The sequence below is a fragment of the Agrobacterium sp. 22-214-1 genome, from assembly GCF_053522465.1.
Window position 1 is genome coordinate 283,983 of record NZ_JBNWCK010000001.1, and the last position, 24,230, is coordinate 308,212.

Genomic DNA, 24,230 nt, shown 5'->3' on the forward strand with positions numbered 1-24,230 from the left:
GAAGAAACGCAAAAGGGGGATTGGTTGACGATGGTTCGGAGCGTTCACTCATCGTGAACAGTGCGTATGCCAATCCCCGGCTGGCGGGAGGCCGATCCGTCCGCTACCTTTTTGTCATACGCTTTTTTACAGGTCAAAGCCGATGATCATTGAGTTTTTAAAGAAGCTTGTCGCCGGTGCGCCGGAAACAGTTCCAGCAAAGGAAACGAAGAGAATGACGAAGGTTCTGGTACTTTATTACTCCTCTTACGGCCATATCGAGAAAATGGCCTATGCCGTTGCCGAGGGCGTGAAGTCCACCGGCGCGGAAGCCGTGGTGAAGCGCGTTCCCGAACTCGTTCCGGAAGAAGTCGCAAAGTCTTCCCATTTCAAGCTGGATCAGCCGGCCCCGGTGGCGACGGTGGACGAACTGGCGGATTACGACGCCATCATCGTCGGCGCCGGCACGCGTTTCGGCACGGTCGCCTCGCAGATGCGCAATTTCTGGGACCAGACCGGCGGCCTGTGGTTCGGCGGCAAGCTGGTGGGCAAGGTCGGTTCGGCCTTCACCTCTTCCGCCACCCAGCATGGCGGCCAGGAATCGACCATCCTCGGCTTCATCCCCACCTTCCTGCACCATGGCATGGCGGTCGTCGGTCTGCCCTATGCTTTCCAGGGCCAGATGGGCGTCGATGAAATCAAGGGCGGCTCGCCCTATGGCGCCTCCACCATCACCGATGGCGACGGCTCGCGCCAGCCTTCCGAAATCGAACTGGAAGCCGCTCGTTATCAGGGCGCGCATGTGGCGAAACTCGCCGCCAAGCTTTCCGCCTGATTGGATGATCTGTTGAAAAAAAATGCGGCCCACAAGGCCGCATTTTTTAATGCCGGAACGTCACGTCGCCGGTACAGTCGAAGAAGAATTTTTGCCGTGGGTCAGATCGGTAGGTTGACCATGAAAAGGCAGCTTGCGACCACGAAGCCGAGCATCGAGATTTCGAGAAAACCGTTCAATCCGTCACGCATTCCAATCCTCCTCCTGTTGGATGAAAAGAGAACGGCCAGAGTTTATCGCGGTTCCATAACGAAAGAATGAAATTCGGGAAATTCCAATGTCCAGTCGCCCCGTCTTCCGGCGGAGAGGATTTTCGCGCTTCAGCCGGTGACGACGAAGGCCACCACGAGGTGGCCGAGAAGGCCGATCGCCAGGCAGGACAGGAGAAAAATGAACAGGGCTTTTTTCATGTTTCCGGAAGCTTCCATCTGTTGCGATCCATCCAACGTCTTATTCTGAAAAGCTGACGCCGCAGGCGGCATTTTTAGTCGACGGCCGGCAGTCACTCCGCCATCAGGCCTTGATATCGAGGCCCGCTTCGATTGCGGCTGCGATGAAGGCCTTGCGCGCATCCTCGGGCTTTTTCCTGCCGGCATCGACGGCGGCGCAGATCAGCAGCGCCTTGTCCAGCGCATCGCCGTCTTCGATCGGCCAATCCTCGATCAGCGCCCAGGAGGCCGCCTGCGTGGTGTCGATGCTCGTATAGTCGCCCGGCGTTTCGAACGCGATCAGGACGGGTTTTTGCCAGTGCGTATTCATCGCCTATCCATAGTGGTCGTTGCGCCCGGCTCTAAACCAAGCGGCCGGGATGCGCAATCCCGTTACCGGCCCGTTTCTCGCGGTTACGGTGCGGTCAGTCGTCGCGCCCGAACAGCCATTCGCGGATGATGCGGCGGTCGATGAGTTCCAGCGAGCGGTCCGGCGCGATGCGGTAGGTTTCCACCGCCCTCGTGCTGGCGTCGATGCGGAATTCATGGGTGAAGGTACTGCCGATCGGCGATTTCGTCAGTTTGGTGCGCGGCTGGCCCCTGTAGATGATGCTGCCGGGGATGGGTTCGACATAGGGCGCGGGGCCGACATAGGCGGCCGGTCCGGCCGTGGTGCATCCGGCAAGCGCCAGTGTAAGCGCGATAGCGGCCGATGATACGAGCGTTTTCATCCTGTCCTCCGAAGTGCGTCCGTGAAAACGATGTCGAGGCGCGGCGGTTCCCGGCGGGCAGGGGGCCGGAGACGATATTCCCCGACTATTTGCTCTTCGGATTCTGAATGTCGCGCGCGACCCAGCGAAAGAAAAAATAGACGAGGAGGCCGAAGATGAAAAGCGGGATGAGGTTCGCAAAACCGGACATATGATTCTCGTTTCTCCCTCCCGGTCCGGGGTCTAGCTGGAGTGAAACCGGCAAGGCAAGGGGAACGAGAACACAGTCGGTAAAATATCCGTGTGCCTGCAAAGGAGAATTCGAGAAGCGTGGGGAGGGGCGGGAGAGATCTGGCGCACTGCCAGTGATGCCAGATCTCTCCGTCTCCCGCTAGTTTCAGGGTACGGGGGACTGGCGCTAATATGACGGACAACTGCCGATAGACATAGGCCGAGAAATTACCTCGAATAAATCGCTGCTTTGGTGAAGGCCGGTGAAGGCCGGCCCGCCGCAGGCCTTCAGGGGCTTTTTGCGGCGATATAATTAGCCAGAGAATTACTTCCCGAGACGGAGCAGCCAAGGCCGCATTCCCGAATTTCCGGTGTAACCCGTTGAAACGGAAGAGGATGCCTTTCCACCATTATGCTGCCGGCTATACGGGAAAGGGAACTTTTTGGGCGTTTTATCGTTCAAACAGGCAGGACACATGCCAATAGTGGAGGGTTACACATGCTCGGCACCATCCTCGTCATCCTGCTCATTCTTTTCCTGATCGGCGCACTGCCAAGCTGGGGTTACCATAATTATGGTTATGGCCCGTCAGGCGGTCTCGGACTGGTTCTGGTCATCGTCCTGATCCTGGTTCTGCTTGGGCGGATCTGATCATACGAAAAGGGGCAGCGTCGCTCGCATGATGACAGGCGAGTTGAACTCAAGCGCCTGTGTGGCGCTGCTCAGTTCATACCGAAATTGGGTGTGATGTAAGATTTGGAGGCCTCGCCCGGAATTGAACCGGGGTACAAGGATTTGCAGTCCTCTGCGTCACCACTCCGCCACGAGGCCTCAACCGCTCGTCGTCTTGAGCGATGGCGGGCATTTAGAACGAATCCATTTAGGGTGCAAGGCCCTAATTTCGAATGCGCTTGTTTTTTAGTTTCTGCGCACGAAGACAGATCGTTACGATAAAAAGTCTCCTTCATGGGCGTGATATCCTGTCGCTTTTTCCCACACATCCGGCTTAGCGCGCTTGAAAGCGTGCGCTTGGGCAATTATGAGATTATCCAAAGGCGAGGGTGAGCCCCTGCCGTTTTGAGCTTTTGGAGCCGAGGCTTCCCGACCGGCATCCGTGAAATTGAGGCGATACGATATGATGGATTTCGAAACCGCACGCGCCAATATGGTCGACAGCCAGTTGCGCACGACCGACGTGACGTCGCATTCCGTGCTGAAGGCGTTTTTGAGCGTGCCGCGCGAGGCATTCGTGCCGGCGGGCGTGCGGCAGATCGCCTATGTGGACGAGGACCTGCAGATCTGTCCCGCCCGCGATGGCCGCCCGGCCCGTTATGTCATGAAGACCTCGCCGCTGGCGAAGCTGCTGCAGCTTTCGGCCGTGTCGAAGGAGGACGTGGTGCTGGAAGTCGGCGGCGGTGCAGGTTATGCGGCCGCCATCCTTTCGCAGCTTGCCGGTTCGGTGGTTTCGCTTGAAAGCGATGAGGCGCTGGCCGCACAGGCGACCGAGACGCTCGCCTCGCTCGGATATGACAATGTCGCCGTCGTGACCGGCGATCTCGAAAAGGGCTATGCGGGCGAAGCGCCCTATGACCTCATTTTCATCAACGGCTCGGTGGAGGAAGTGCCGGCGGCACTGACCGACCAGTTGCGCGACGGCGGCCGTCTGGTCGTCGTCGTCGGATATGGCGGCGCCGCGAAGGCCACCGTCTATCGCCGCGATGGCAACAGCACATCGGCCGCCACTTTCTTCAATGCTTCGGTCAAGCCGCTGCCGGGTTTTGCCAAGGCGGCCGAATTCGTTTTCTGATCGGCAAACGATCCTCTTCTTTTTTGACGCCGGGGTGGAGTTTCCGCCCCGGCGTTTTTATGTTCGGTTTGCCGGTGGAGTGCGTCCTTTCGGGCCGTTCTCACAAAGCTGTGCATCATCACGAAACTTGTCGAATCAGTGATTTAGTTCCTCGCTATGCTGACCTAAACTAAGGGTGATTCGGGGTGTGCGTATTTCTGCCCCGCATGATCCTGCGACAGGGACGGCGAAATGCTCAGGCGCTTGGCCGACCATGTTTCAGAGCATCGGTGTGACGATCGATTTCGGTTGTCGAAACGCGATGTGAAAATTGAACAGGTCAAGGAGCGCTCATCCGGTGTCCGAGGGATGCGGCAAGGGCGTTCGAAGAGTGGAAACCGGGGATTGATATGGCTCAGCCAAGCGTAGCGCGTGAACCGTCCATGGAAGAGATTCTGGCGTCTATCCGCCGGATCATCGAAAGCAACGAGACCGGACCTGCCGGTGCGTTTTCCGGGCAGTTGCCGCCGGTCTATGACGATGAAGACGAGGCTGCGAGCGAAGCGGCCTTCGTGGCGGAGCCCATCAGCCCGCCGGCGCGCGTTCCCCCCGCCGCAAACCAGGCTTTTGGCGCACGGCCTGCGCAGGACTTTTCGCCGATTTCTGAAGGGCCCATGGCTGAACGGCAGGAAAGCTCTGCCGAAAAGACCATGTCCCTTGCCGATGTTGCCGCCCGTGTGCGTGCCGCCGCAGACCGTAACGCCGCCATGGGGCCGCAGGCTTTCGCCGCGCAGGCCCAGCGTGGCGCGGCCGAGACCGCACCGCAGGCTGCTGCGCCGGCTCTATCGCAGCCTTTGTCCGCGCCGTCTTCCGAACGCGCCGCACCGCAGCGTCCGACGGATGTTCGGCCGCTGATGGCGGCTGCGGCCGCCGCGAGCGTGAGCGAGCAGCCGGCATCTGGCGTAAGCGAGCAGCCGGTGTCTTTTGCCGCCGAGGATCGCGCTGCCGCTGCCGCCATCGAAAGCGCGTCTTCTGCCGAAAACCGCTTCGATCAGCTTTCGCTGCGCGGCGCCCTCGAAATGCCGCTGACAGCGGAGCGTTTCGACATAGCGGTGCTGGAACCTGCCGTTGAGAAACCGGCATTCGATCTGGCCGAGCCACAGGCAAAAGACGTGGCGGGTGTTGAGGGCGGTCTGTCGCTCAATCTTCTTTCCGCTGCTGCCGGTGCGCAGATCGCCCGTTCGTTCAGCGAGCTTGCAGAGGTTTTCGACGGCGTCGAGCGGCGCTCGATTGAGGATATGGCCGCCGAAATGTTGCGTCCCATGCTGCAGGACTGGCTGGAAGACAATCTGCCGACACTCGTGGAGCGTCTGGTGCGCGAGGAAATCGAGCGCGTGGCGCGCGGTTCGCGCCGCTAAGTTCCGCTCCGGCCGCATGTGCGATTGCGGCGGATGCGACGAAACAGGGGCCGCTCCGGCATCGGGGCGGCTTTTTTGTTGAAGATGAAGGTGTTATGGGGTCATAGTCACCCGTGGGTCCGCTCAATGGTTGGCTTGAGGGCGGGTTTCTGTTGACTCTCTCCCGTCCATCCTTATTTAAAAAATCCACACAAGAACTCTAAAATTCAGGTCAGGAAATGCTCGAAAAGACCTACGATTCCGCATCCGTCGAACCGAAGATCGCCAAAGCCTGGGACGAGGCTAACGCTTTTCGTGCCGGCGCCAATGCCAAGCCGGGCGCGGAAACCTTCACCATCGTCATCCCGCCGCCGAATGTGACCGGCTCCCTGCATATGGGCCACGCGCTCAACAACACGCTGCAGGATATTCTGGTTCGCTTCGAGCGCATGCGCGGCAAGGATGTGCTGTGGCAGCCGGGCATGGACCATGCCGGCATCGCCACGCAGATGGTCGTTGAGCGCAAGCTGATGGAGCAGCAGCTTCCGGGCCGCCGCGAGATGGGCCGCGAGGCTTTCGTGGAGAAGGTCTGGGAATGGAAGGCCGAATCCGGCGGCCTGATCTTCAACCAGCTGAAACGTCTCGGCGCCTCCTGCGACTGGTCGCGTGAGCGCTTCACCATGGATGAGGGGCTTTCCGAGGCCGTTCTCGAGGTCTTCGTCACCCTTTACAAGCAGAACCTGATTTACAAGGACAAGCGCCTCGTCAACTGGGATCCGAAGCTGCAGACTGCGATTTCCGACATGGAGGTCGAACAGATCGAGGTGAAGGGCAACCTTTGGCACTTCCGTTATCCGCTGGAAAAGGGTGTCACCTATCAATATCCGGTCGCTTTCGACGAGGAGGGCAAGCCCACCGAGTTCGAAACGCGCGACTATATCGTCGTCGCCACGACGCGGCCCGAAACCATGCTCGGCGATACCGGCGTTGCGGTGAACCCGAAGGATGAACGTTACAAGGGCATCATCGGCAAGCATGTCATCTTGCCGGTCGTCGGCCGCAAGATTCCGATCGTCGCCGATGACTATGCCGACCCGACGGCCGGCACGGGCGCGGTCAAGATCACGCCTGCGCATGACTTCAACGATTTCGAAGTCGGCAAGCGCTGCGGCCTGCGCGCCATCAACATCATGAATATCGACGGCACGATCTCCATCAAGGAGAACGAGGATTTCCTCGAGGGTCTCAGCCATCCCGCGGCGCTGCATGGCGCATGGGATCGTCTGGAAGGACAGGATCGCTTCTTCGCCCGCAAGGTTATCGTCGAAATCTTCGAGGAAGCCGGCCTGCTCGACAAGATCGAGCCGCACAAGCATGTGGTGCCGCACGGCGATCGTGGCGGCGTGCCGATCGAACCGCGCCTGACCGACCAGTGGTGGGTGGACAACAAGACGCTCGCCCAGCCGGCGATTGCCTCGGTTCGCGAAGGCCGCACCAATTTCGTGCCGAAGAACTGGGAAAACACCTACTTCCAGTGGATGGAGAACATCCAGCCCTGGTGCATTTCGCGGCAATTGTGGTGGGGTCACCAGATCCCCGCATGGTATGGCCCGGACGGACAGGTCTTCGTTGAGAAGACCGAAGAAGAGGCGCTTCAGGCGGCCATCCAGCATTATATTGCCCATGAAGGTCCGTGGAAGGCCTGGGTCGAGGAGAAGCTTGAGAACTTCAAGCCAGGTGAAATCCTGACCCGCGACGAAGATGTGCTCGACACCTGGTTCTCGTCGGCGCTCTGGCCGTTCTCGACGCTTGGCTGGCCCGAGCAGACACCGGAACTGGCGCGCTATTATCCGACCAACGTGCTGGTGACCGGTTTCGACATCATCCCGTTCTGGGTGGTGCGGATGATGCAGATGGGTCTGCATTTCATGAAGGACGATGCGGGCAACCCGGTCGAGCCTTTCAGCACGGTCTATATCCACGCGCTGGTTCGCGACAAGAACGGCCAGAAGATGTCGAAGTCCAAGGGCAACGTCATCGATCCGCTGGAACTGATCGACGAATATGGTGCGGATGCGCTGCGTTTCACGCTTGCCATCATGGCGGCGCAGGGTCGCGACGTGAAGCTCGACCCGGCGCGTATCGCCGGCTATCGCAACTTCGGCACCAAGCTCTGGAATGCGACCCGTTTTGCCGAGATGAACGGCGTGAAGCGCGACCCGCATTTCCTGGCCGAAACCGCGTCGCTGACAATCAACCGCTGGATCCTGACCGAGCTTGCCAATACGGCGCGCGACGTGACGGCGGCGCTCGAGAACTTCCGTTTCAACGATGCCTCCGGCATTCTTTACCGGTTTGTCTGGAACCAGTTCTGCGACTGGTATCTGGAACTGCTGAAGCCCGTCTTCAGCGGCGAAGACGAAAAGGCCAAGAGGGAATCGCAGGCCTGCGCGGCCTATGTTCTGGACGAGATCTACAAGCTCCTGCATCCCTTCATGCCCTTCATGACGGAAGAGCTGTGGGCGCATACGGCGGGCGAGGGCGAGGAGCGGGATAATCTGCTTTGCCTGACCGACTGGCCGGTGCCGGAATTCCGCGACGATGCCGCGGCGGCCGAAATCAACTGGCTGATCGATCTCGTCTCCGGCATTCGCTCCGCGCGCGCCGAGATGAACGTGCCGCCCGGCGCCACCGCTTCGCTGGTGGTTGTCGGCGCCAATACCTCCACCGAAGCGCGGCTCGACCGCCACGCCGCCGCCATCCGGCGCCTGGCGCGGGCGGATGAAATCCGCGCCGCCGATGTCGCACCGAAGGGCTCCGCGCAGATCATCGTCGGTGAGGCCACGGTCTGCCTGCCGCTCGGCAAGCTCATCGATCTGGCGGCTGAGGAAGCGCGTCTCGAAAAGGCGATCGGCAAGGTGGATGCGGAAATGGAACGCATCGACAAGAAGCTGTCGAACGAAAAATTCGTGGCCAATGCCGATCCGGAAGTGGTCGCCGCCGAGCGCGAGCGCAAGGCGGAGCTGGAAGTGCAGCTTGCAAGCCTGAGAACGGCGCTCACGCGGGTCAGCGAAGCGGGGTAATAACTGCCTCTGGCTCTTTTATGAAAACAAAACGCCCCGTTCGAAACGGGGCGTTTTTTGTTTCGGTGTAACAATTCGTCTCGATTGATTGCTGCACTGCAATGGCGAATCATGGCGCACCCGAAAGAGCGATTATTTCACGCCATGTCCGGTCAAAAACCTCTGAAACAGCCGAAAAATCCAACAAAAACGGCCTGATAAGCGCGTTTCCTCGGGAAACCCGTGAGTGTGGTTATTTAGCGACAATTCCTGCCTCAAGTGGGAATTTGTTTCATTTTATGTCTGATTGCTTCAATTGGATTAGAAAAATAACCTAAAATGATTATGCAAGGGGATCGACATGAAATTCTTACGTAAAAAATGGAGAAGTGTCGCAGAACTGTGCCAGAGTGCGGCAGATTGTCATTTGCTGCGAAGCGCTTCACTCTTTTGATGATCACATTGCCTTGATTGGGGAGAGAGATGGCAAAAACTGCAATTTTTCGCGGCGCGGTATGTTTCGCAGTCAGCATCGCGGCGGTAACGCCCTCACTGGCGAGTGGCCTTGAGCGCGGCGGCTATAATATCGATCTGCTGTTCGATCCGTCCGACTACGTTCTCGACAGTTCCGCCACTTTCGTCGCGCCGCAGCGCAAGGTGGAGAATGCGCGCGACAATCCGCTGAAGAGCGGCGGTCCGCTGCCCGGTTCCTGGTCGACCACCGCCGACGATTCTGAAAACTACTGGTCGACGCGCGTTGGCGCCAAGGCGGCCATCGGCGATTTCGGCGACTGCATGTTCGACTATTCGCAGCCCTGGGGCGCGGATCTGAACCCCGGCATCTGGCAGGGATCGAGCTACAATATCGAAACCAAGGTCAAGTCGCATAACTACGCCACCACCTGCCGCGTGAAGTTCGATCTCGGCAAGGGCGATTTCTCGATCATCGGCGGCGGCTTCTATCAGGAAGTCAGCGGCTATAAATACCGCCAGGTGGTTTCCCCGACGGCGCTCGGTCCGGCTTATCCTTCCCTTTATTCCGGCGTCGGCAAGCTCGATATGGAAGGCGACGGCTGGGGATGGCGCGCAGGTATCGCTTATGAGATACCGGAAATCGCTTTCCGCACGAGCCTCGTTTATAACAGCGCGGTCGATCACGATCTGAACGGTACGGTCGACCTCAGAAGCCTTCCGGCAGCCGGCAGCCCGGCTCTCATCGCTTACGGCGGCAAGGTTACCCCGGTTTATGGCTCGGTTTCCATGCCTGATAGCCTGGAACTCAAGGTGCAGTCCGGTATTGCGCCGAACTGGCTCGCTTTCGGTTCGGTCAAGTGGACGGACTGGAGCCAGATCCAGGTCGTGCCTTTCTGCCAGGTCGGTGTTCCGTCCTGTATTGCGGGCGTCACCTCGCTCACCACCCTCGATCTTTATTATCGTGACGGCTGGACGGTTACCGGCGGTATCGGCCACAAGTTCAACGACCAGTGGAGCGGCGCCGTCAGCCTGACCTGGGATCGCGGCACATCGACGGTTATCGGCACGCAGACCGATACCTGGATGGTCGGCACCCAGCTCGTTTATTCGCCCACGCCGAACGTCGAGTTCAAGATCGCCGGCGCTGTCGGCCTGCTGACCTCGGGTGAATCCTCGATCAGCGGCGGCCGCTGCAGCAACGTCGGCACCGCGACCTGCGGCGACGAGGCTGGCTATAGCTTCGGCAGCGATGTCGTTGCAGCCATCTCGACCGGCGTGAAGGTCAAGTTCTGACATCATCCTTCCGTAAATGCTAAAATAAAGGTCCGGTTTACCAACCGGGCCTTTTTTCATGCGCGACTATGATTCCTGCTCGATAAAATTTTCTAGCCCGAAAGTTTTGTGACGATTTGGCAACACTTTTCTGCAAGCGTGTGGTCGCGTTGGAATGTGAGCATATCTGTCCATTTCCCGCCACAAACAGGGTGCTTGGCTTATGTTTAGGGACGCGGGAATGGAAGAACATGCAGGCGTTTGATGTGGTGGTGCGCAAGGCCGGAAAGTGAAAACGGGTTTGGATTCAGGGTTTAAGCAAGTAATACGGGAATTTCATCCGGCTTTCTTGTTTGGCGCTGACCGGTGGACGGTGAAATGCCGTTATATTGCCGGAAATTATGCCTATATCTGTCTCACTGGAAAATTAGGGCATTTGCCGCAAAAGACCACCGGTGGTGCGCTGGAAAGTGCTGCCGGAAAGACGCAGTGTGTTCGAAAAATCGCGACCCGGCGGGGTTCGGCTTTGCAGTATTCCGCAAGTATTGGCTATATGCCGGGAAGAGTGAGAGAAGTTCGCTGAAATGCTGAAATGTGAAGCCAACGTTTTAAAGCCGCTCCTCATGGGCATGTTGCTTGCGTCGCTCGCAATGCCTGCTGCGGCTTTTGACATCAATGCGGGCGTGACCAAGGAATCCGGCCCCTTCGACCTGTTCAAGTTCGGCTTCAAGGCCTACAAGAACGGCAATAAGGGCGAAGCCGTCGAGGCCTATCGCTACGCGGCTGAAAAGGGCCATACCGGCTCGCGCTGGGCGCTTGCCAATATGTATGCCTATGGCGATGGCGTCGCCAAGAACGACTTCGAAGCTTTCAAGATCTACAGCGAAATCGCCAATCAGGGCGTGGAACCGGGTTCGGAAGATACCGGCTTTTTCGTCAATGCGCTGCTTTCCCTTGCCGATTATTACCGTCACGGCATTCCCGGCAGCCCGGTGAAGATGGACCTGTCGCAGGCCCGCCAGCTTTATTTCCAGGTTGCTTCCACCTTTGGCGTCGCTGAGGCGCAGTTCCGTCTGGCGGAGATGATTCTCGCCGGCGAGGGCGGCCGCGCCGATGTGCAGCAGGCCAAGAAGTGGCTCAACCAGGCCCGCAAGCACGGCCATGCCGGCGCCATGTCGATTTTCGGCAACCTGATCTTCCAGGAAGGCCAGACGACGCAGGGGCTGGCCTTCATGACGGCGGCGCTCGACAAGTGCACGGCGGCGGACTGCACCTGGATACAGAACCTGCAGGAGCAGGCTTTTTCGCTCGCCGGTGAGAACGATCGCCGCGCCGCCATCGCCATGGCGCAGAACATGCAGTTCAACGATCCGGATTGAGGGTGCTGATCGGGGTGGTTTTATCCACCCGCCAGGAGTGGCTCAGCCGACCGGACTGAAATCGAAATAACCGCAGACCGGCACATGGTCGGACGGTTTTTCCCAGGCTCGCACATGTTTTTCGATGCTGACGGATTGCAGCCTGTCGGCCGCTTCCGCTGACAGCATCAGATGATCGATGCGGATGCCGTTGTTTTTCGGCCATGCCCCGGCCTGATAATCCCAGAAGGAATAAAGTCCTGCTTCATCCGTCGTCGCACGCGCGGCATCGGTGAAACCGAGATTCTCCAGCCTGCGGAAGGCTGCGCGTGTTTTCGGCAGGAACAGGGCGTCGCCTTCCCAGACACGGGGGTCGTGGCAATCGAAGGGTTCGGGAATGACGTTATAGTCGCCCGCAAGGATCAGCGGCTCCTCGAGCGCGAGGCGATCTTCGGCAAAATGCCGCAGCCGTTCCATCCAGGCAAGCTTATAGGGATATTTCACCGGATCGTCCGGCGGATTGCCGTTCGGCAGGTAAAGCGAGCAGACGCGGATCGCGCCACCATCGACGGAAAACACGCCTTCGATGAAACGCGCCTGTTCATCGGCATCGTCACCCGGCAGGCCGCGATTGACCTCGTCGGGCTTGACCTTCGAGAGCAGGGCGACACCGTTGAAGCCCTTCTGGCCATGGGTCTCGACGTGATAGCCGAGCGCCTCCAGCTCCAGCCGGGGAAAACCCTCGTCGACCGATTTGATTTCCTGAAGGCAGACGATATCGGGCGATGAATCCTTCAGCCACTGGCAGAGGTTTTCGATACGCGCCTTGACGCCGTTGATGTTCCAGGTGGCAATCTTCATCGGAGTTTCCCTTTTGCGAGGGTACTTTTACCCGATGCAAAAGCGATTGCCACCGTTTTTGGAAAACGGCCCTGTGGATGTGGTGGAAAGATGATGTCAGATCGAGAAGCTCGTGCCACAGCCACAGCTAGCCACCGCATTCGGGTTCTTGATCTGGAACGACTGCCCAAGCAGATTGTCGACGAAGTCGATTTCGGAGCCGGCCATATAGACGACCGAGAGGCTGTCGATCAGCACCTTGGCGTCGCCGCGGGCAATCACGATGTCGTCATCGGCTTTGTCTTCGGCCAGATCGAACTTGTAGGAGAAGCCCGAGCAGCCGCCGCCTTCCACCGAGACGCGCAGCGCCTGTTTGCCGGCATCGGCCGCGACGATCTGGGCGATTCGCTTCGCCGCAGCTTCAGAAAGGGTAATGTCGCTGTTTTCCATGTCGTTTCTCCTGCCGGGGTCAAGAACCGGAGAGCAATAATCTCGTGGTCACCATTATAAACCGGTCAAATTAACGGTCTATAGCCTGTGTGAAGACGGTCAACGCGGCGATGATGCTTTGCGCGGACCTCTGCGATAGGTATGAAGGGTGAATGAAAAGGTCAATGGCCGAGACCAAAAGGAAGTCCCGGCTGGAGAAGACAACAGGTGGATGCATGATCATAGACCAGCGCGCATTGGGTTTCGGAAGCGGCGAGAGGGCGGTTTTCGCCTCGGATCCATGGACCACGCGCGGGCGTCTTTTTCCCGAAACCGGAAGCCTGACGCGCTCGGAGTTCCAGCGCGACCGCGATCGCATCGTCCACACGACAGCCTTTCGCCGCCTGAAGCATAAGACGCAGGTGTTCATCAGCCCTGACGGCGACCATTATCGCACGCGTCTCACCCACACCATTGAGGTGGCGCAGATCGCCCGGGCGCTCGCCCGCGCGCTGAAGCTCGATGAGGATCTGGCCGAGGGCGTGGCGCTGGTGCATGATTTCGGCCACACGCCCTTCGGCCATACCGGCGAGGACGCGCTGGATGCGGTGCTGCTGCCCTATGGCGGCTTCGATCATAACGCCCAGTCGCTGCGCATCGTCACCAAGCTTGAGCGCCGTTACGCCGAATATGACGGCATCAACCTGACCTGGGAAACGCTCGAAGGGCTGGTCAAGCACAATGGACCGCTGGTGAATGCGAAGGGCGAGGGGATCAAGGGACCGGTTCCGCTGCCCATTCTCGAATATTGCGAGCTGCAGGATCTGGAAATCGGCAGTTATGCCAGCCTCGAGGCGCAGGTGGCGGCGATTGCCGATGACATCGCCTACAATACCCACGACATCGATGACGGGTTGCGCGCCGGATATCTCACCTTCGAGATGCTGGAGGAGGTGCCGTTCCTCGGCGGCCTGATGGCCGAGGTGCGGGCGAAATATCCCGTGCTCGACAAGGAGCGTTTCGCCAATGAGATCATGCGCCGGCAGATCACCCATATGGTGGAAGATGTTATCGGCGTTGCGCAGCAGAATCTCGCCCGTCTGAAGCCGAAGAGTGCGGCGGATATCCGCGCTGCCGATTTTACCGTTGCGACCTTCTCGCCGGAAATGGCCGAGACCGACCGGCAGATCAAGAAACTGCTGTTCGGCCATATCTACCGGCATCCGGAAATCATGCGCATCCGCGCCGGCGCGACACAGATCGTCACCGACCTTTTCCACCGTTATATGGAAACGCCGGCGGAAATGCAGAGCCACTACTGGGTGGATAGCATTTCCGGCATGAGCGTGGCCGCAAAAGCCCGGCATGTGGGCGACTATCTGGCCGGCATGACCGACAGTTATGCACTGCGCGCCCACCAGCGGCTGTTTGACCACACCCCCGATTTGCGATAGGGCAGCGGGCGATCGCGAAGCCGACCGGCTAAAATACCGGACATGAACAGAAGCCCTTCGCGCAGGTTGGAACGATGAACATTTTTGCCGATTTCGATACCAGGATCAAAAACGCGCTCGAGACGCTCGACCTCGTGAAAGAGAACCGCGAAAAGGTCGATTTCAGTCGAATTACCGTCGAATCCCCGCGCGATCTCAGCCACGGCGATGTCGCAACCAATGCCGCCATGGTGCTGGCGAAGCCGCTCGGCACCAATCCGCGCGCGCTGGCAGAACTCATCGTACCGGCTCTTCAGGCCGATGGTGATGTGGACAGCGTCAATGTTGCGGGTCCGGGCTTCATCAATCTCAAGGTTTCGGTCGGTTACTGGCAGCGTCTTCTCGCCGACATGATCGGGCAGGGCGTCGATTTCGGCCGCTCCACCATCGGTTCCGGCCAAAAGATCAACGTCGAATATGTTTCCGCCAATCCGACAGGCCCGATGCATGTCGGCCATTGCCGTGGCGCCGTCGTGGGCGACACGCTGGCGAACCTGCTCGCTTTTGCCGGTTATGGCGTTACCAAGGAATATTACATCAACGATGCCGGCTCGCAGATCGATGTGCTGGCCCGTTCGGTGTTCCTGCGTTACCGCGAGGCGCTTGGCGAAGATATCGGCACCATTCCGTCCGGTCTTTATCCCGGCGACTATCTCGTTCCCGTCGGCCAGGCGCTGGCGGATGAATATGGCATCAAGCTGCGCGCCATGCCCGAGGAAAAGTGGATGCCGATCGTCAAGGACAAGGCGATCGATGCGATGATGGCGATGATCCGCGAGGATCTGGCGCTGCTCAACGTCCGGCACGACGTGTTCTTCTCGGAGCGCACGCTGCATGAGGGCAATGGCGGCCCGATCCTCTCGGCCATCAATGATCTGACTTTCAAGGGCCATGTCTACAAGGGCACCCTGCCGCCGCCGAAGGGCGAATTGCCGGAAGACTGGGAAGACCGCGAACAGACGCTGTTCCGCTCCACCGAGGTGGGCGACGATATGGACCGGGCGCTGATGAAGTCGGACGGTTCCTACACCTACTTCGCGGCCGACGTCGCTTATTTCAAGAACAAGTTCGATCGCGGTTTTTCCGAGATGATCTATGTGCTCGGCGCCGACCATGGCGGCTACGTGAAGCGGCTGGAAGCGGTTGCGCGGGCCGTCTCCGAAGGCAAGTCGAAACTGACGGTGCTTCTGTGCCAGCTCGTCAAGCTGTTCCGTGACGGCGAGCCGGTGAAGATGTCGAAGCGCTCCGGTGACTTCGTCACGCTGCGCGATGTTGTCGACGAAGTGGGTCGCGATCCGGTGCGATTCATGATGCTTTATCGGAAGAATTCCGAGCCGCTGGACTTCGATTTCGCGAAAGTGACCGAACAATCGAAGGATAATCCGGTTTTTTACGTGCAATATGCGCATGCCCGTTCGATGTCGATCTTCCGGCAGGCGCAGGAAGCATTTCCGGGGCTTTCTCCTTCGGCTGAGGAGATGGCGGCCTCTGTTGCTTTGATTAGCGATATCAATGAGTTGCAGCTGGTTGCAAAGCTTGCGGAATATCCGCGCCTGATCGAATCGGCGGCCCTTTCGCACGAGCCGCACCGGCTTGCTTTTTACCTCTACGATCTCGCCAGTTCCTTCCATGGACACTGGAACAAGGGTAAAGACCAGCCGGAATTACGTTTTATTAACGATAAAAACCGAGAATTGAGCATTGCCAGACTTGGGCTGGTGAATGCTGTCGCAAATGTTTTGAGGTCCGGCCTTACGCTTTTAGGAGCGGACGCACCTGCTGAAATGCGATAACATATCACCATTATTTGCTCACAATACGCTGGCAAGAGCTGCAATGCGTAGATGGTGGAACACGTAATGGTCGAAAAAAATGTCGCGTATAACCGGGACGCCCGGTCCGAAGGGTTCGCTGACAACGATCCTCTGGCAGAACTGGCGCGTATCGTCGGCTTCGAAGATCGTCCTTCGCATGCGGGTTCCGAGGCTGCGCCATCGGTGACCCGCCGCGAACCCGAATTCAATCTCGAAGATGAGCTTCTGAGGGAATTCGAGGTTTACGACGCACCGCACGCCGATCCGGTCGTTCTTGATCCGGCAAACGATGTCCGTGCGGGCATCCACCCCAACGATTTCATGCAGCGTGTCGAATCGGTTTTCGCCCGACGCGAGCCCGAGCTTGCGCCGGCGGATGAACCCGCGCCCGTGGCCGCATCCGCACCGGAGGTGAGGGAAGAGCCGCTTCCCGAGGTCGATCAGGCCTATATTCACAACTATGTCGAAACGACCACGCAGGACATTCGCGCGGATTTCCGCGACGATGCCTCCGCGGTGGCGGAAGTTTTCGATGTGCATTCGCGCCAGTCGCGTCCCGCCGAGCCGATGGTTTACCAGCCCGCCGCCCAGCAGGTGGCATGGGAAGAACCGCAGGCCGCAGAACCCGTAGAGCCAGAATGGCACACGATGCCGGAGCTTCCGGCCGATGTTTCGAGCAACATTCACGCCGATGTTCATTCCTATGCGCCGGAGCCGCAGGCTTTCGATCTCGCCGATGAGGTGGAAATAGCTGTCGCCGAGGAGGCGCCCGCACCGGTTTCCGTGCGTCCGCCATCGCATGGCGGCCGTTCTTCGCTGGAATTTTCCAGCCTGCGGCTGCCGCTCGCCAATTTCGGCGCGCGCCGGGATGTTTCGGCCGCCGATCCGAAGCGGGTCGAGCCGCGTTCCGAACAGCAGCCTGCCGCAGCCCGTATCGAGCCGCAGGTCGAAGCCGCGCCTGCCGTCGTGCAGGCGGAAGAGACCGCGCCGTCCTTTATGCCTCCGGTCGCCGAGACCTTTGCGCCTGCCGCAGAGCCTCTGGCGTTCGAGGCTGCCGGGAAGCCGGCAGCGAAACATCTCTCGCCGATGGACGAGCTGATTTACGACGTCGCGAAATATTCCATTCCCGGTCGCGGCGAAACACCGCTGGTGCAGGACGTTCCCGCTGCGCAGGCTGCGAAGGTAGAGCCGCCCGTGGTTGCCGCCGCGCCGGTGAAGGCAGCGCCGATTGCCGCTGCTGCGCCCGCAGTACCCGCTGAAGAACTTGATTTCACGGATTTCGCCGGCTTCAACGACGATGATTTCGAGCTTGCGCTCGACGATCTCGATCTTGATCTGGACCTGTCTGAAATTGCCGAGGCGGAAGTTGCGCCTGCGCCCGCACCGCAGCCCGTTCGCCAGCCGCCGGCCGCTCCTGTTGCCGCTGCTGCCGTTGCGCCGCAGCCGGTGAGGGAACAGCCGGCACCTCAGCCGCGCCCGGCTCCCGTTGCCGCCGTGGCACCGGTGGCCGCTGCTGCGGTTCAGCCGCGTCCAGCTGCCGCAGCACCGCAGCCGGCGGCACCGCAGACGCTGGAAAGCCTGCCTTTCGATCCTTCGCAGATCGGCGAGACGGAAGAACATCCGGAAACCATCGTCGAAATGGATGTGCCGGAACTGCCGGTCGGGGTTTTTGAACCCAAGCCGGCCGCGCGCCGTCACGAGGAAGATCTCGATATCGATACCGAGCTTGCGACGCTGTTTGCGCCTGCTGTCGCCGGTGGTCTCGACCGTCACAAACATGCGGAAAATCGCGGCGCCGCCCAGGCGCGTCCTGTTCAGGCTCCGGAAGAGGCCGATGAATTCGAACGGGCGCTGGAAGAGGATTTCCGCCGCTCCATGCAGGAGGCTGCGGCTTCCCGTGGCAGCGCCCCGCGCGATGCCGAAAACACCTATGTCGACCATCAGGCGGCCTATCGTGAGGAAGATGAACGCGGCGGTCGCCGCTGGATCATGCCGGTTGCCGCTGCAATCGGTCTGGTGCTGATCGGTGGCGGCGTTTACGCGCTGGTCTCCGGCGGTTCGTCCAGCACCGGTTCCAATGGCGCGCCGGTCATCATCTCCGCCGATAACGATCCGATGAAGGTCGTGCCGGAAAATCCGGGCGGTCGCGTTGTGCCGAACCAGGACAAGGCGGTTTATGACCGCGTGGCCGGTGGCAGCGCTGCCGATCCGAAGCAGCCGGCGCTGATTTCCAGCAACGAGCAGCCGGTGGATGTGGTTCAGCGCACGCTGATCCCCGAACAGTTGCCGCTGGAAGGCGAAAACGACGCGGATGTGGAAGCCGCCGGCACGCCGGTTGGCGAGACCGAGGATCCGCGCCTGCTTTCGCCGGAAGAAAAGGCCGCACAGACCGAAGGTTCGGCTGCAACCGGCGTTTCGCCGCGCAAGGTCCGCACCATGATCGTCAAGCCTGACGGCACGCTGGTTGCCCAGGAAGTCGAGGTGCCGGCAGCCCAGCCGCCGAAGGCCGACAAGGTCGAGGAGCTTGCAGCGCCGCAGACCGCCAAGCCCGGTGAGGGCGCTCCCGCCGTCATCGCCGCATCGCGGGTTCCGGTCGCGCCGGAACAGGCTCAGCCGCAGGCAAATACGCCTGCCGCCGCTGCCAAGCCGGCAGCGCAGGCAGCAGCACCGCTTCCTGCGGCGCGTCCGTCCTCGCAGCCCGCCAATGTGGTGGCAACGGTGACCAACCAGGGCAATGTCCGCCCCGCCACCGCTCCGGCGCAGCCGCAGGCCGCGCAGCAGCAGACGGCAGCCGCGACGCCGGCAGCGACCAGCACACCTTCCGCCGGTGGCTACTACATCCAGATCGCCTCGCTGCCGAGCCAGGCGGAAGCCCAGAAGTCCTACCAGAACATGTCGGCCAAGTTCGGCTCGGTCATCGGTGGACGCGGCGTCGACATCAAGGCCGCCGAAATCGCCGGCAAGGGCACGTTCTACCGCGTCCGCATCCCGGCGGGTGACAAGAACGAAGCAGTGGCGCTTTGCGAAAAGTTCCGCTCGGCCGGCGGTAGCTGCCTCGTGGCGCGGTGATAGAGGCCAATACGGCTTGTAAGATTGGGGTTGCCGTCTAAGGCAACCCTTCTTTGGGTGGGGAAGGGTTTTCCCCACACGCGACGTCATCCTCGGCCTTGTGCCGAGGATCTGCCAACGTTTCGCCAGCCGGTCGGTTGCAGATGCTCGGGACAGGCCCGAGCATGACGGCGGAGAGTTTGACACTCCTCCCCACGCCTTTCGGTACAAGGCCATTTCCCATTCCATTTCCTGCGAGCGTGACACCATGACCGATTGCAAAGCTATGATCCTCGGATGCAGCGGGCTTTCGCTGACTGCCGACGAGATTGCCCTTTACCGCGATGAACAGCCCTGGGGCTTCATCCTGTTCGGGCGCAATATCGGCGAGCCGCAGCAGATTACCGATCTCGTCGCCGCCATGCGCGATGCCGTCGGGCGGCCAGATGCGCCGGTTCTGATCGATCAGGAGGGCGGGCGCGTGCAGCGCATCAAGCCGCCGATCCTGCAGGCCTATCCGAACGCCCGCATTCTCGGTGAAATCTATGAGCGCGACCGGGGGGCGGGTCTGCGCGCCGCCTGGTTGATGTCGCGCCTGCATGCTTTCGACCTTATGAAATTCGGCATCAATGTCGATTGCCTGCCGGTGCTCGATGTGCCGGTGGAAGGCGCCAGCAATGTCATCGGCAATCGCGCTTATGGCTATACCCCGACCATGGTGGCCGAGATGGGGCAGGCGGCGGCCGACGGGCTGAAGGCGGGCGGCATGCTGCCTGTCATGAAACATATGCCGGGCCATGGCCGTGGCATGGTGGATTCGCACCATGAACTGCCGGTCGTCGATGTGCCGCTCGATGAGCTGGACGCCCATGATTTCGTGCCGTTCCGGGCGCTGAACCGCGAATTGATGGCGATGAGCGCGCATCTGGTGTTCAACGCCGTCGACCGTGAGCGGCCGGCGACGACCTCGCCGAAGGTGATCGAGGACATCATTCGCGGCCGGATCGGATTTGACGGCCTGCTGATGTCCGACGACAGTTCCATGAATGCGCTGAAGGGCACGCTCGGTGAAAGAGCTGCGAATATTGTTGCGGGCGGCTGCGATATAGTCTTGCATTGCAACGGTGTGATGGGTGAAATGCTTCAGGTTGTGAAGGAGGTTCCCGTTCTTTCCGGCCGTTCGCTGGAGCGGGTGCGGGCCGTGGAAGCGGGTTTCCCCGTTGCGGACCCTTCCGACGAAGCGGAGCTGAGAGCCGAATTCAACGCCATGTGGGCCGTTTCCTGACAGTCGGGCGGCGGCCCGTTACTCGGGACGACAGGCCGGACGCCCGGCGGATGGAACAATGGCCGCAGACAAGTCTCGCAATTTAACACCGATGGACAAGCTCTGGCAGGACGTGACGCCGGAGCGGCTGACGGGCGAGGCCGGGCTGGTCATCGATGTCGCGGGTTTCGAAGGCCCGCTCGATCTGCTGCTGCATCTTGCCCGCACGCAGAAGGTCGATCTGTCGCGCATTTCTGTGCTGGCGCTTGCCGAACAATATCTGCAATTCGTGGAAAGCGCGCGCCGTGTGCGCATCGAGCTTGCTGCCGATTATCTCGTCATGGCGGCGTGGCTCGCCTTCCTCAAATCCAAGCTCCTCATTCCGCAGCAATCGAAGGATGACGGTCCCTCGGGCGAGGAAATGGCCGCGACGCTCGCTTTCCGGCTAAAACGCCTGGAAGCGATGCGCGAGGCGGCGGAACGCCTCGTCAACCGCGCCCAGCTCGGCCGCGATGTTTTTGCCCGTGGCGCGCCGGAGCATATTCCGCATGTCAACCGCTCGGTCTATGAGGCGAACCTCTACGATCTCCTGAGCGCCTATGCCAATCTGCGGCAGCGGCAGGCGATTACCCAGGTCACGATTGAAAAACGGCAGGTCTGGTCGCTTGTCGAGGCGCGCGAGCTTCTGACCAATCTGCTTGGCGATGTCGGTGAATGGACCGTGCTCGATCAATATCTGCTGCAATATGTGCCGGACCCCGCCATGCGGGTGACGGCGATTGCCAGCGCCTTTGCCGCCTCGCTGGAGCTGGTGCGCGAGGGCTCGCTGCAAATCCGGCAGGAGGGCGCTTTCCAGCCCATTTATATGCGTAAGGGTGGACGAGACGACCGTGCGGTGAATGCCGAAAGGACTGACAATGATGAATGACGATGAGACCGCCGAGGCCACCATCGCGGCCGACGGGGCCGAGCCCGAACCCACGGTATTTTCCGAGCGCCAGTTGAAGGAGGCCGAGCGGATCGCCGAGGCCCTGGTCTTTGCCTCGTCCGAGCCGGTTTCCGTGGCTTTCATCGCCGAGCGCCTGCCGCGCGGCATGGATGTCGTCGCCATTCTGCAGCATCTCAAGATTCTTTATGCGGAGCGGGGCGTCAATCTCGTGCAGGTGGGCGGGCAATGGGCCTTCCGCACCGCCGGCGATCTTTCCTTCGTCATCCGCGCCGAGGAAAAGGAGCCGAAGAAGCTGTCGCGCGCGGCGCTGGAAGTTCTGGCGATTATCGCATATCATCAACCGGTGACACGCGCCGAAATCGAGGAAATCCGCGGCGTGCAGACCTCGCGCGGCACGCTCGATGTGCTGATGGAGGCGGGCTGGGTCAGGTTCCGTGGCCGCAGGCGCACACCCGGCAGGCCGGTGACGATCGGTACCACGGTGGAGTTTCTCGACCATTTCGGCCTCGAGGAATTGCGCGATCTGCCGGGCCTCGAGGAGCTGAAGGGGGCAGGGCTGCTTTCGGGCCGCATTCCCTCCAATTTCGGCGTTCCTCTGCCGATGATGAGCGACGAATTGCGTGAGGACGAAGACCCGATCACGCAGCTCGATCTCGAGGAACTGGGCCTGCTAGCGCCGGGCGGCGGCGATGGCGACGACTGATATCGCCATCCTGTTGGCGGGGCCACGAAAACTTTATGCGCACTCGCTGTTGAAGCGACGATTTGTCGTTTGAAAAAGCCTTTCAAACGTCTTACATCGTCTGAAAGCGAAATTCAGGAGTTTCAGTTATGGGTTCTTTTAGTGTGTGGCATTGGCTCATCGTGCTGGTGATCGTTCTCGTCCTCTTCGGACGCGGCAAGATCCCGGAATTGATGGGCGATGTCGCAAAGGGCATCAAGAGCTTCAAAAAGGGCATGGCTGACGAAGACCAGACGCCGCCGCCGGCCGATGCCAACACGAAGACCGTCGACCACAAGGCTGACGAGATCAAGTAAGCGGCCTGTCGCCGCTTGGTGTGGGACTGGCGCTAGAGCGCCGTGCGTTCTTTCGGACGCACAAGGACGCTCTACCACTTGTATGTTGCGCATCGTTCCGGTCGAAAATCGATTCCGATTTTCGGGGCCGATGCGCTAGGGTCTCGGGAGCATATTGATGTTAGATATCGGCTGGAGCGAGCTTCTGGTGATTGCGGTCGTGTTGATCGTGGTCGTCGGGCCGAAGGACTTGCCGCCCATGATCCGCGCTTTCGGCAAGACGATGGCCGGCCTTCGCAAGATGGCGGGGGATTTCCGCACCCAGTTCGACGAGGCCCTCAAAGAGGCCGACATGGACGATGTGCGCCAGACCATCTCCGATGTCCGCAATCTCAACCCGACCAATTCGCTGCGCGATGCGATGAACCCGCTTCGCCAGCTTGGCAATGAGATCAAGTCCGATCTGCAGAAGGCGACCACCCCGCCGGACGGCCTGTCTTCCACCCCTGCGCCTGTCGCAGGCGAGCCGGTTGCGCCGCTGGTCAGCGTGCCCGAGCCGGAGATGAAGCTGCCGGATGCGCCGCCTGCTGTCGCCGCATCCGCCGCGCCGGTTGCCGCAGCCGTCGCTACGGAGGAGAAGCCGAAGCGCGCTCGGGCGAAATCGATTGCGACCGTGGAGGCCGAAGCGGTTGCCGCCAAGCCCAAACGCGCCGCCCGCAGCAAGGCTGCGGCGGCAGCGCCCGAAACCGCTCCGGCGACGAAAACCGCCGCGAAAACCAGTGAGCCCACCGTTTCGAAGCCCGCTGTTTCCAATCCCACCGTGAAGGCCGTCGCCAAAAAGGCTGCCGTCAGGAAGTCTGCCGCAGACAAGGCGGTCGTGGCCGAGACCAAGCCGGCGAAAACGGCAAAAACCAAGGCCGCAAAGCCCAAAAAGGATGAAGCATGAGCGGGGATATCGAGGATAAGCCGCAGCCGCTTATCGAGCATCTCATGGAGTTGCGCACGCGGCTGATCTGGGCGCTCGGCGCGTTCTTCGTCGCCTTCATCGCCTGTTTCGCCGTTGCCAAGCACCTGTTCAACCTGCTCGTCATTCCTTACAAATGGGCGGTTCTGTGGGCGGGCCTCGATGTCACGAAATCGTCGCTGATCTATACCGCGCCGCAGGAATTCTTCTTCACGCAGATCAAGGTCGCCATGTTCGGCGCGATGGTGATTTCGTTTCCGGTGGTCGCCTCGCAGCTCTATAAATTCGTGGCGCCCGGTCTCTATAAGAACGAACGGGCGGCCTTCCTGCCGTTCCTCATCGCGTCGCCGATCCTTTTCCTCATCGGTGCGGCGCTCGTTTATTTCTTCTTCACGCCCATGGTCATGTGGTTCTTTCTCGCCATGCAGCAATTGCCCGAGGACGGCGAGGTGGCGATTTCGCTGATGCCGAAGGTGTCGGAATATCTCAGCCTCATCATGACGCTGGTTCTCTCCTTCGGTCTGGTGTTCCAGTTGCCCGTGGTCACCACGCTTCTGGCGCGCGTTGGGCTTTTGACCAGCGACTGGCTGCGGGAAAAGCGCAAGTTCGCGATCGTCCTCGCTTTCGTGGTCGCCGCCGTGCTGACGCCGCCGGATCCCATGTCCCAGATCGGTCTTGCGCTGCCTGCGATCATTCTCTACGAGATTTCCATCTACATGGCTCGACTCGTGGAGAGGAAACGTGCGGCGGAATCCAAAAGCACGGAGCTGGAGGAGACCTGACATTCTTGAAGGTCTCGCCGCTCACGACATTTCCTCGCGCCGGGCTCACGCCCGGCGTTTTGCTGTAAAACGCGACGATGCAACAACGGTCTGGAAC

Annotated in this window: 21 protein-coding genes and 1 tRNA gene; 17 read left to right on the forward strand and 5 right to left on the reverse strand. The window is 60.3% G+C overall.

What is annotated here, in order from left to right:
* The first annotated feature begins 214 nt into the window (after positions 1 to 214).
* Entirely contained in the window at positions 215 to 814 is a 600-nt protein-coding gene (wrbA, locus tag ACQZ5G_RS01505; protein WP_080792897.1) for an NAD(P)H:quinone oxidoreductase type IV, read from the forward strand.
* 513 nt (positions 815 to 1,327) lie between these two features.
* Here the strand turns inward: wrbA and ACQZ5G_RS01510 are convergent.
* Positions 1,328 to 1,573 carry a DUF982 domain-containing protein gene (locus ACQZ5G_RS01510; RefSeq protein WP_448736782.1) on the reverse strand — a complete coding sequence of 82 codons (246 nt, stop codon included), beginning with the start codon at positions 1,571 to 1,573 and terminating at the stop codon, positions 1,328 to 1,330.
* Between the two features lie 94 nt (positions 1,574 to 1,667).
* On the reverse strand, positions 1,668 to 1,973 hold the full coding sequence (locus tag ACQZ5G_RS01515; RefSeq protein ID WP_003523369.1) for a hypothetical protein: 306 nt from the start codon (positions 1,971 to 1,973) through the stop codon (positions 1,668 to 1,670).
* A gap of 709 nt (positions 1,974 to 2,682) precedes the next feature.
* Between ACQZ5G_RS01515 and ACQZ5G_RS01520 the strand changes: the two genes are divergently transcribed.
* Positions 2,683 to 2,835, forward strand: a complete 153-nt coding sequence (locus ACQZ5G_RS01520; RefSeq protein ID WP_003495626.1) for a DUF3309 family protein — start codon at positions 2,683 to 2,685, stop codon at positions 2,833 to 2,835.
* Positions 2,836 to 2,941: 106 nt separating this feature from the next.
* On the opposite strand, the gene ACQZ5G_RS01525 is transcribed toward ACQZ5G_RS01520, so the two are convergent.
* A tRNA-Cys gene (locus tag ACQZ5G_RS01525) sits at positions 2,942 to 3,015 on the reverse strand.
* 304 nt (positions 3,016 to 3,319) lie between these two features.
* Between ACQZ5G_RS01525 and ACQZ5G_RS01530 the strand changes: the two genes are divergently transcribed.
* The 6 genes from ACQZ5G_RS01530 (at position 3,320) to exoR (ending at position 11,554) form a co-directional block, all read left to right on the forward strand.
* Complete coding sequence (locus tag ACQZ5G_RS01530; RefSeq protein WP_065656006.1) at positions 3,320 to 3,991, forward strand: protein-L-isoaspartate O-methyltransferase family protein; 672 nt, start codon at positions 3,320 to 3,322, stop codon at positions 3,989 to 3,991.
* A gap of 389 nt (positions 3,992 to 4,380) precedes the next feature.
* Complete coding sequence (popZ, locus tag ACQZ5G_RS01535) at positions 4,381 to 5,388, forward strand: cell division protein PopZ (protein ID WP_448736783.1); 1,008 nt, start codon at positions 4,381 to 4,383, stop codon at positions 5,386 to 5,388.
* Between the two features lie 218 nt (positions 5,389 to 5,606).
* On the forward strand, positions 5,607 to 8,450 hold the full coding sequence (locus ACQZ5G_RS01540; protein ID WP_448736784.1) for a valine--tRNA ligase: 2,844 nt from the start codon (positions 5,607 to 5,609) through the stop codon (positions 8,448 to 8,450).
* A 462-nt stretch (positions 8,451 to 8,912) separates the two neighbouring features.
* Positions 8,913 to 10,196, forward strand: coding sequence for an outer membrane protein transport protein (locus ACQZ5G_RS01545; protein ID WP_137003634.1), 1,284 nt, complete (start codon positions 8,913 to 8,915; stop codon positions 10,194 to 10,196).
* Between the two features lie 268 nt (positions 10,197 to 10,464).
* A complete protein-coding gene (locus ACQZ5G_RS01550; protein WP_269832065.1) occupies positions 10,465 to 10,758 on the forward strand; it encodes a hypothetical protein in 294 nt (97 codons plus the stop codon).
* Position 10,759: 1 nt separating this feature from the next.
* The gene (exoR, locus tag ACQZ5G_RS01555; protein ID WP_003509731.1) at positions 10,760 to 11,554 is read left to right on the forward strand and encodes an exopolysaccharide production regulator ExoR; all 795 of its coding nucleotides are present in this window, start codon (positions 10,760 to 10,762) and stop codon (positions 11,552 to 11,554) included.
* Between the two features lie 42 nt (positions 11,555 to 11,596).
* On the opposite strand, the gene xth is transcribed toward exoR, so the two are convergent.
* The gene (gene xth / locus ACQZ5G_RS01560) at positions 11,597 to 12,394 is read right to left on the reverse strand and encodes an exodeoxyribonuclease III (protein WP_174056875.1); all 798 of its coding nucleotides are present in this window, start codon (positions 12,392 to 12,394) and stop codon (positions 11,597 to 11,599) included.
* A 96-nt stretch (positions 12,395 to 12,490) separates the two neighbouring features.
* Positions 12,491 to 12,823, reverse strand: a complete 333-nt coding sequence (gene erpA / locus ACQZ5G_RS01565) for an iron-sulfur cluster insertion protein ErpA (protein ID WP_003509729.1) — start codon at positions 12,821 to 12,823, stop codon at positions 12,491 to 12,493.
* A gap of 215 nt (positions 12,824 to 13,038) precedes the next feature.
* Here erpA and ACQZ5G_RS01570 point away from each other — a divergent pair, with 215 nt between their 5' ends.
* The 9 genes from ACQZ5G_RS01570 (at position 13,039) to tatC (ending at position 24,133) form a co-directional block, all read left to right on the forward strand.
* The gene (locus ACQZ5G_RS01570; protein ID WP_059760463.1) at positions 13,039 to 14,256 is read left to right on the forward strand and encodes a deoxyguanosinetriphosphate triphosphohydrolase; all 1,218 of its coding nucleotides are present in this window, start codon (positions 13,039 to 13,041) and stop codon (positions 14,254 to 14,256) included.
* A gap of 74 nt (positions 14,257 to 14,330) precedes the next feature.
* Complete coding sequence (argS, locus tag ACQZ5G_RS01575; RefSeq protein ID WP_137003631.1) at positions 14,331 to 16,088, forward strand: arginine--tRNA ligase; 1,758 nt, start codon at positions 14,331 to 14,333, stop codon at positions 16,086 to 16,088.
* Positions 16,089 to 16,154: 66 nt separating this feature from the next.
* Positions 16,155 to 19,178 (forward strand): SPOR domain-containing protein, encoded by a 3,024-nt coding sequence (locus ACQZ5G_RS01580; protein WP_448736785.1) that lies wholly within the window; start codon positions 16,155 to 16,157, stop codon positions 19,176 to 19,178.
* A gap of 247 nt (positions 19,179 to 19,425) precedes the next feature.
* The gene (gene nagZ / locus ACQZ5G_RS01585) at positions 19,426 to 20,442 is read left to right on the forward strand and encodes a beta-N-acetylhexosaminidase (protein ID WP_173999889.1); all 1,017 of its coding nucleotides are present in this window, start codon (positions 19,426 to 19,428) and stop codon (positions 20,440 to 20,442) included.
* Between the two features lie 58 nt (positions 20,443 to 20,500).
* The gene (locus ACQZ5G_RS01590; RefSeq protein WP_448736786.1) at positions 20,501 to 21,349 is read left to right on the forward strand and encodes a segregation and condensation protein A; all 849 of its coding nucleotides are present in this window, start codon (positions 20,501 to 20,503) and stop codon (positions 21,347 to 21,349) included.
* Positions 21,339 to 22,073, forward strand: coding sequence for an SMC-Scp complex subunit ScpB (gene scpB / locus ACQZ5G_RS01595; RefSeq protein WP_448736787.1), 735 nt, complete (start codon positions 21,339 to 21,341; stop codon positions 22,071 to 22,073). Before ACQZ5G_RS01590 ends, scpB begins: the two co-directional genes overlap by 11 nt.
* A gap of 128 nt (positions 22,074 to 22,201) precedes the next feature.
* On the forward strand, positions 22,202 to 22,408 hold the full coding sequence (locus tag ACQZ5G_RS01600) for a twin-arginine translocase TatA/TatE family subunit (RefSeq protein ID WP_003509722.1): 207 nt from the start codon (positions 22,202 to 22,204) through the stop codon (positions 22,406 to 22,408).
* A 157-nt stretch (positions 22,409 to 22,565) separates the two neighbouring features.
* On the forward strand, positions 22,566 to 23,333 hold the full coding sequence (gene tatB / locus ACQZ5G_RS01605; protein ID WP_448736788.1) for a Sec-independent protein translocase protein TatB: 768 nt from the start codon (positions 22,566 to 22,568) through the stop codon (positions 23,331 to 23,333).
* The gene (tatC, locus tag ACQZ5G_RS01610) at positions 23,330 to 24,133 is read left to right on the forward strand and encodes a twin-arginine translocase subunit TatC (protein ID WP_003522727.1); all 804 of its coding nucleotides are present in this window, start codon (positions 23,330 to 23,332) and stop codon (positions 24,131 to 24,133) included. The genes tatB and tatC overlap by 4 nt, the downstream gene beginning before the upstream one ends.
* The last annotated feature ends 97 nt before the right edge of the window (positions 24,134 to 24,230 follow it).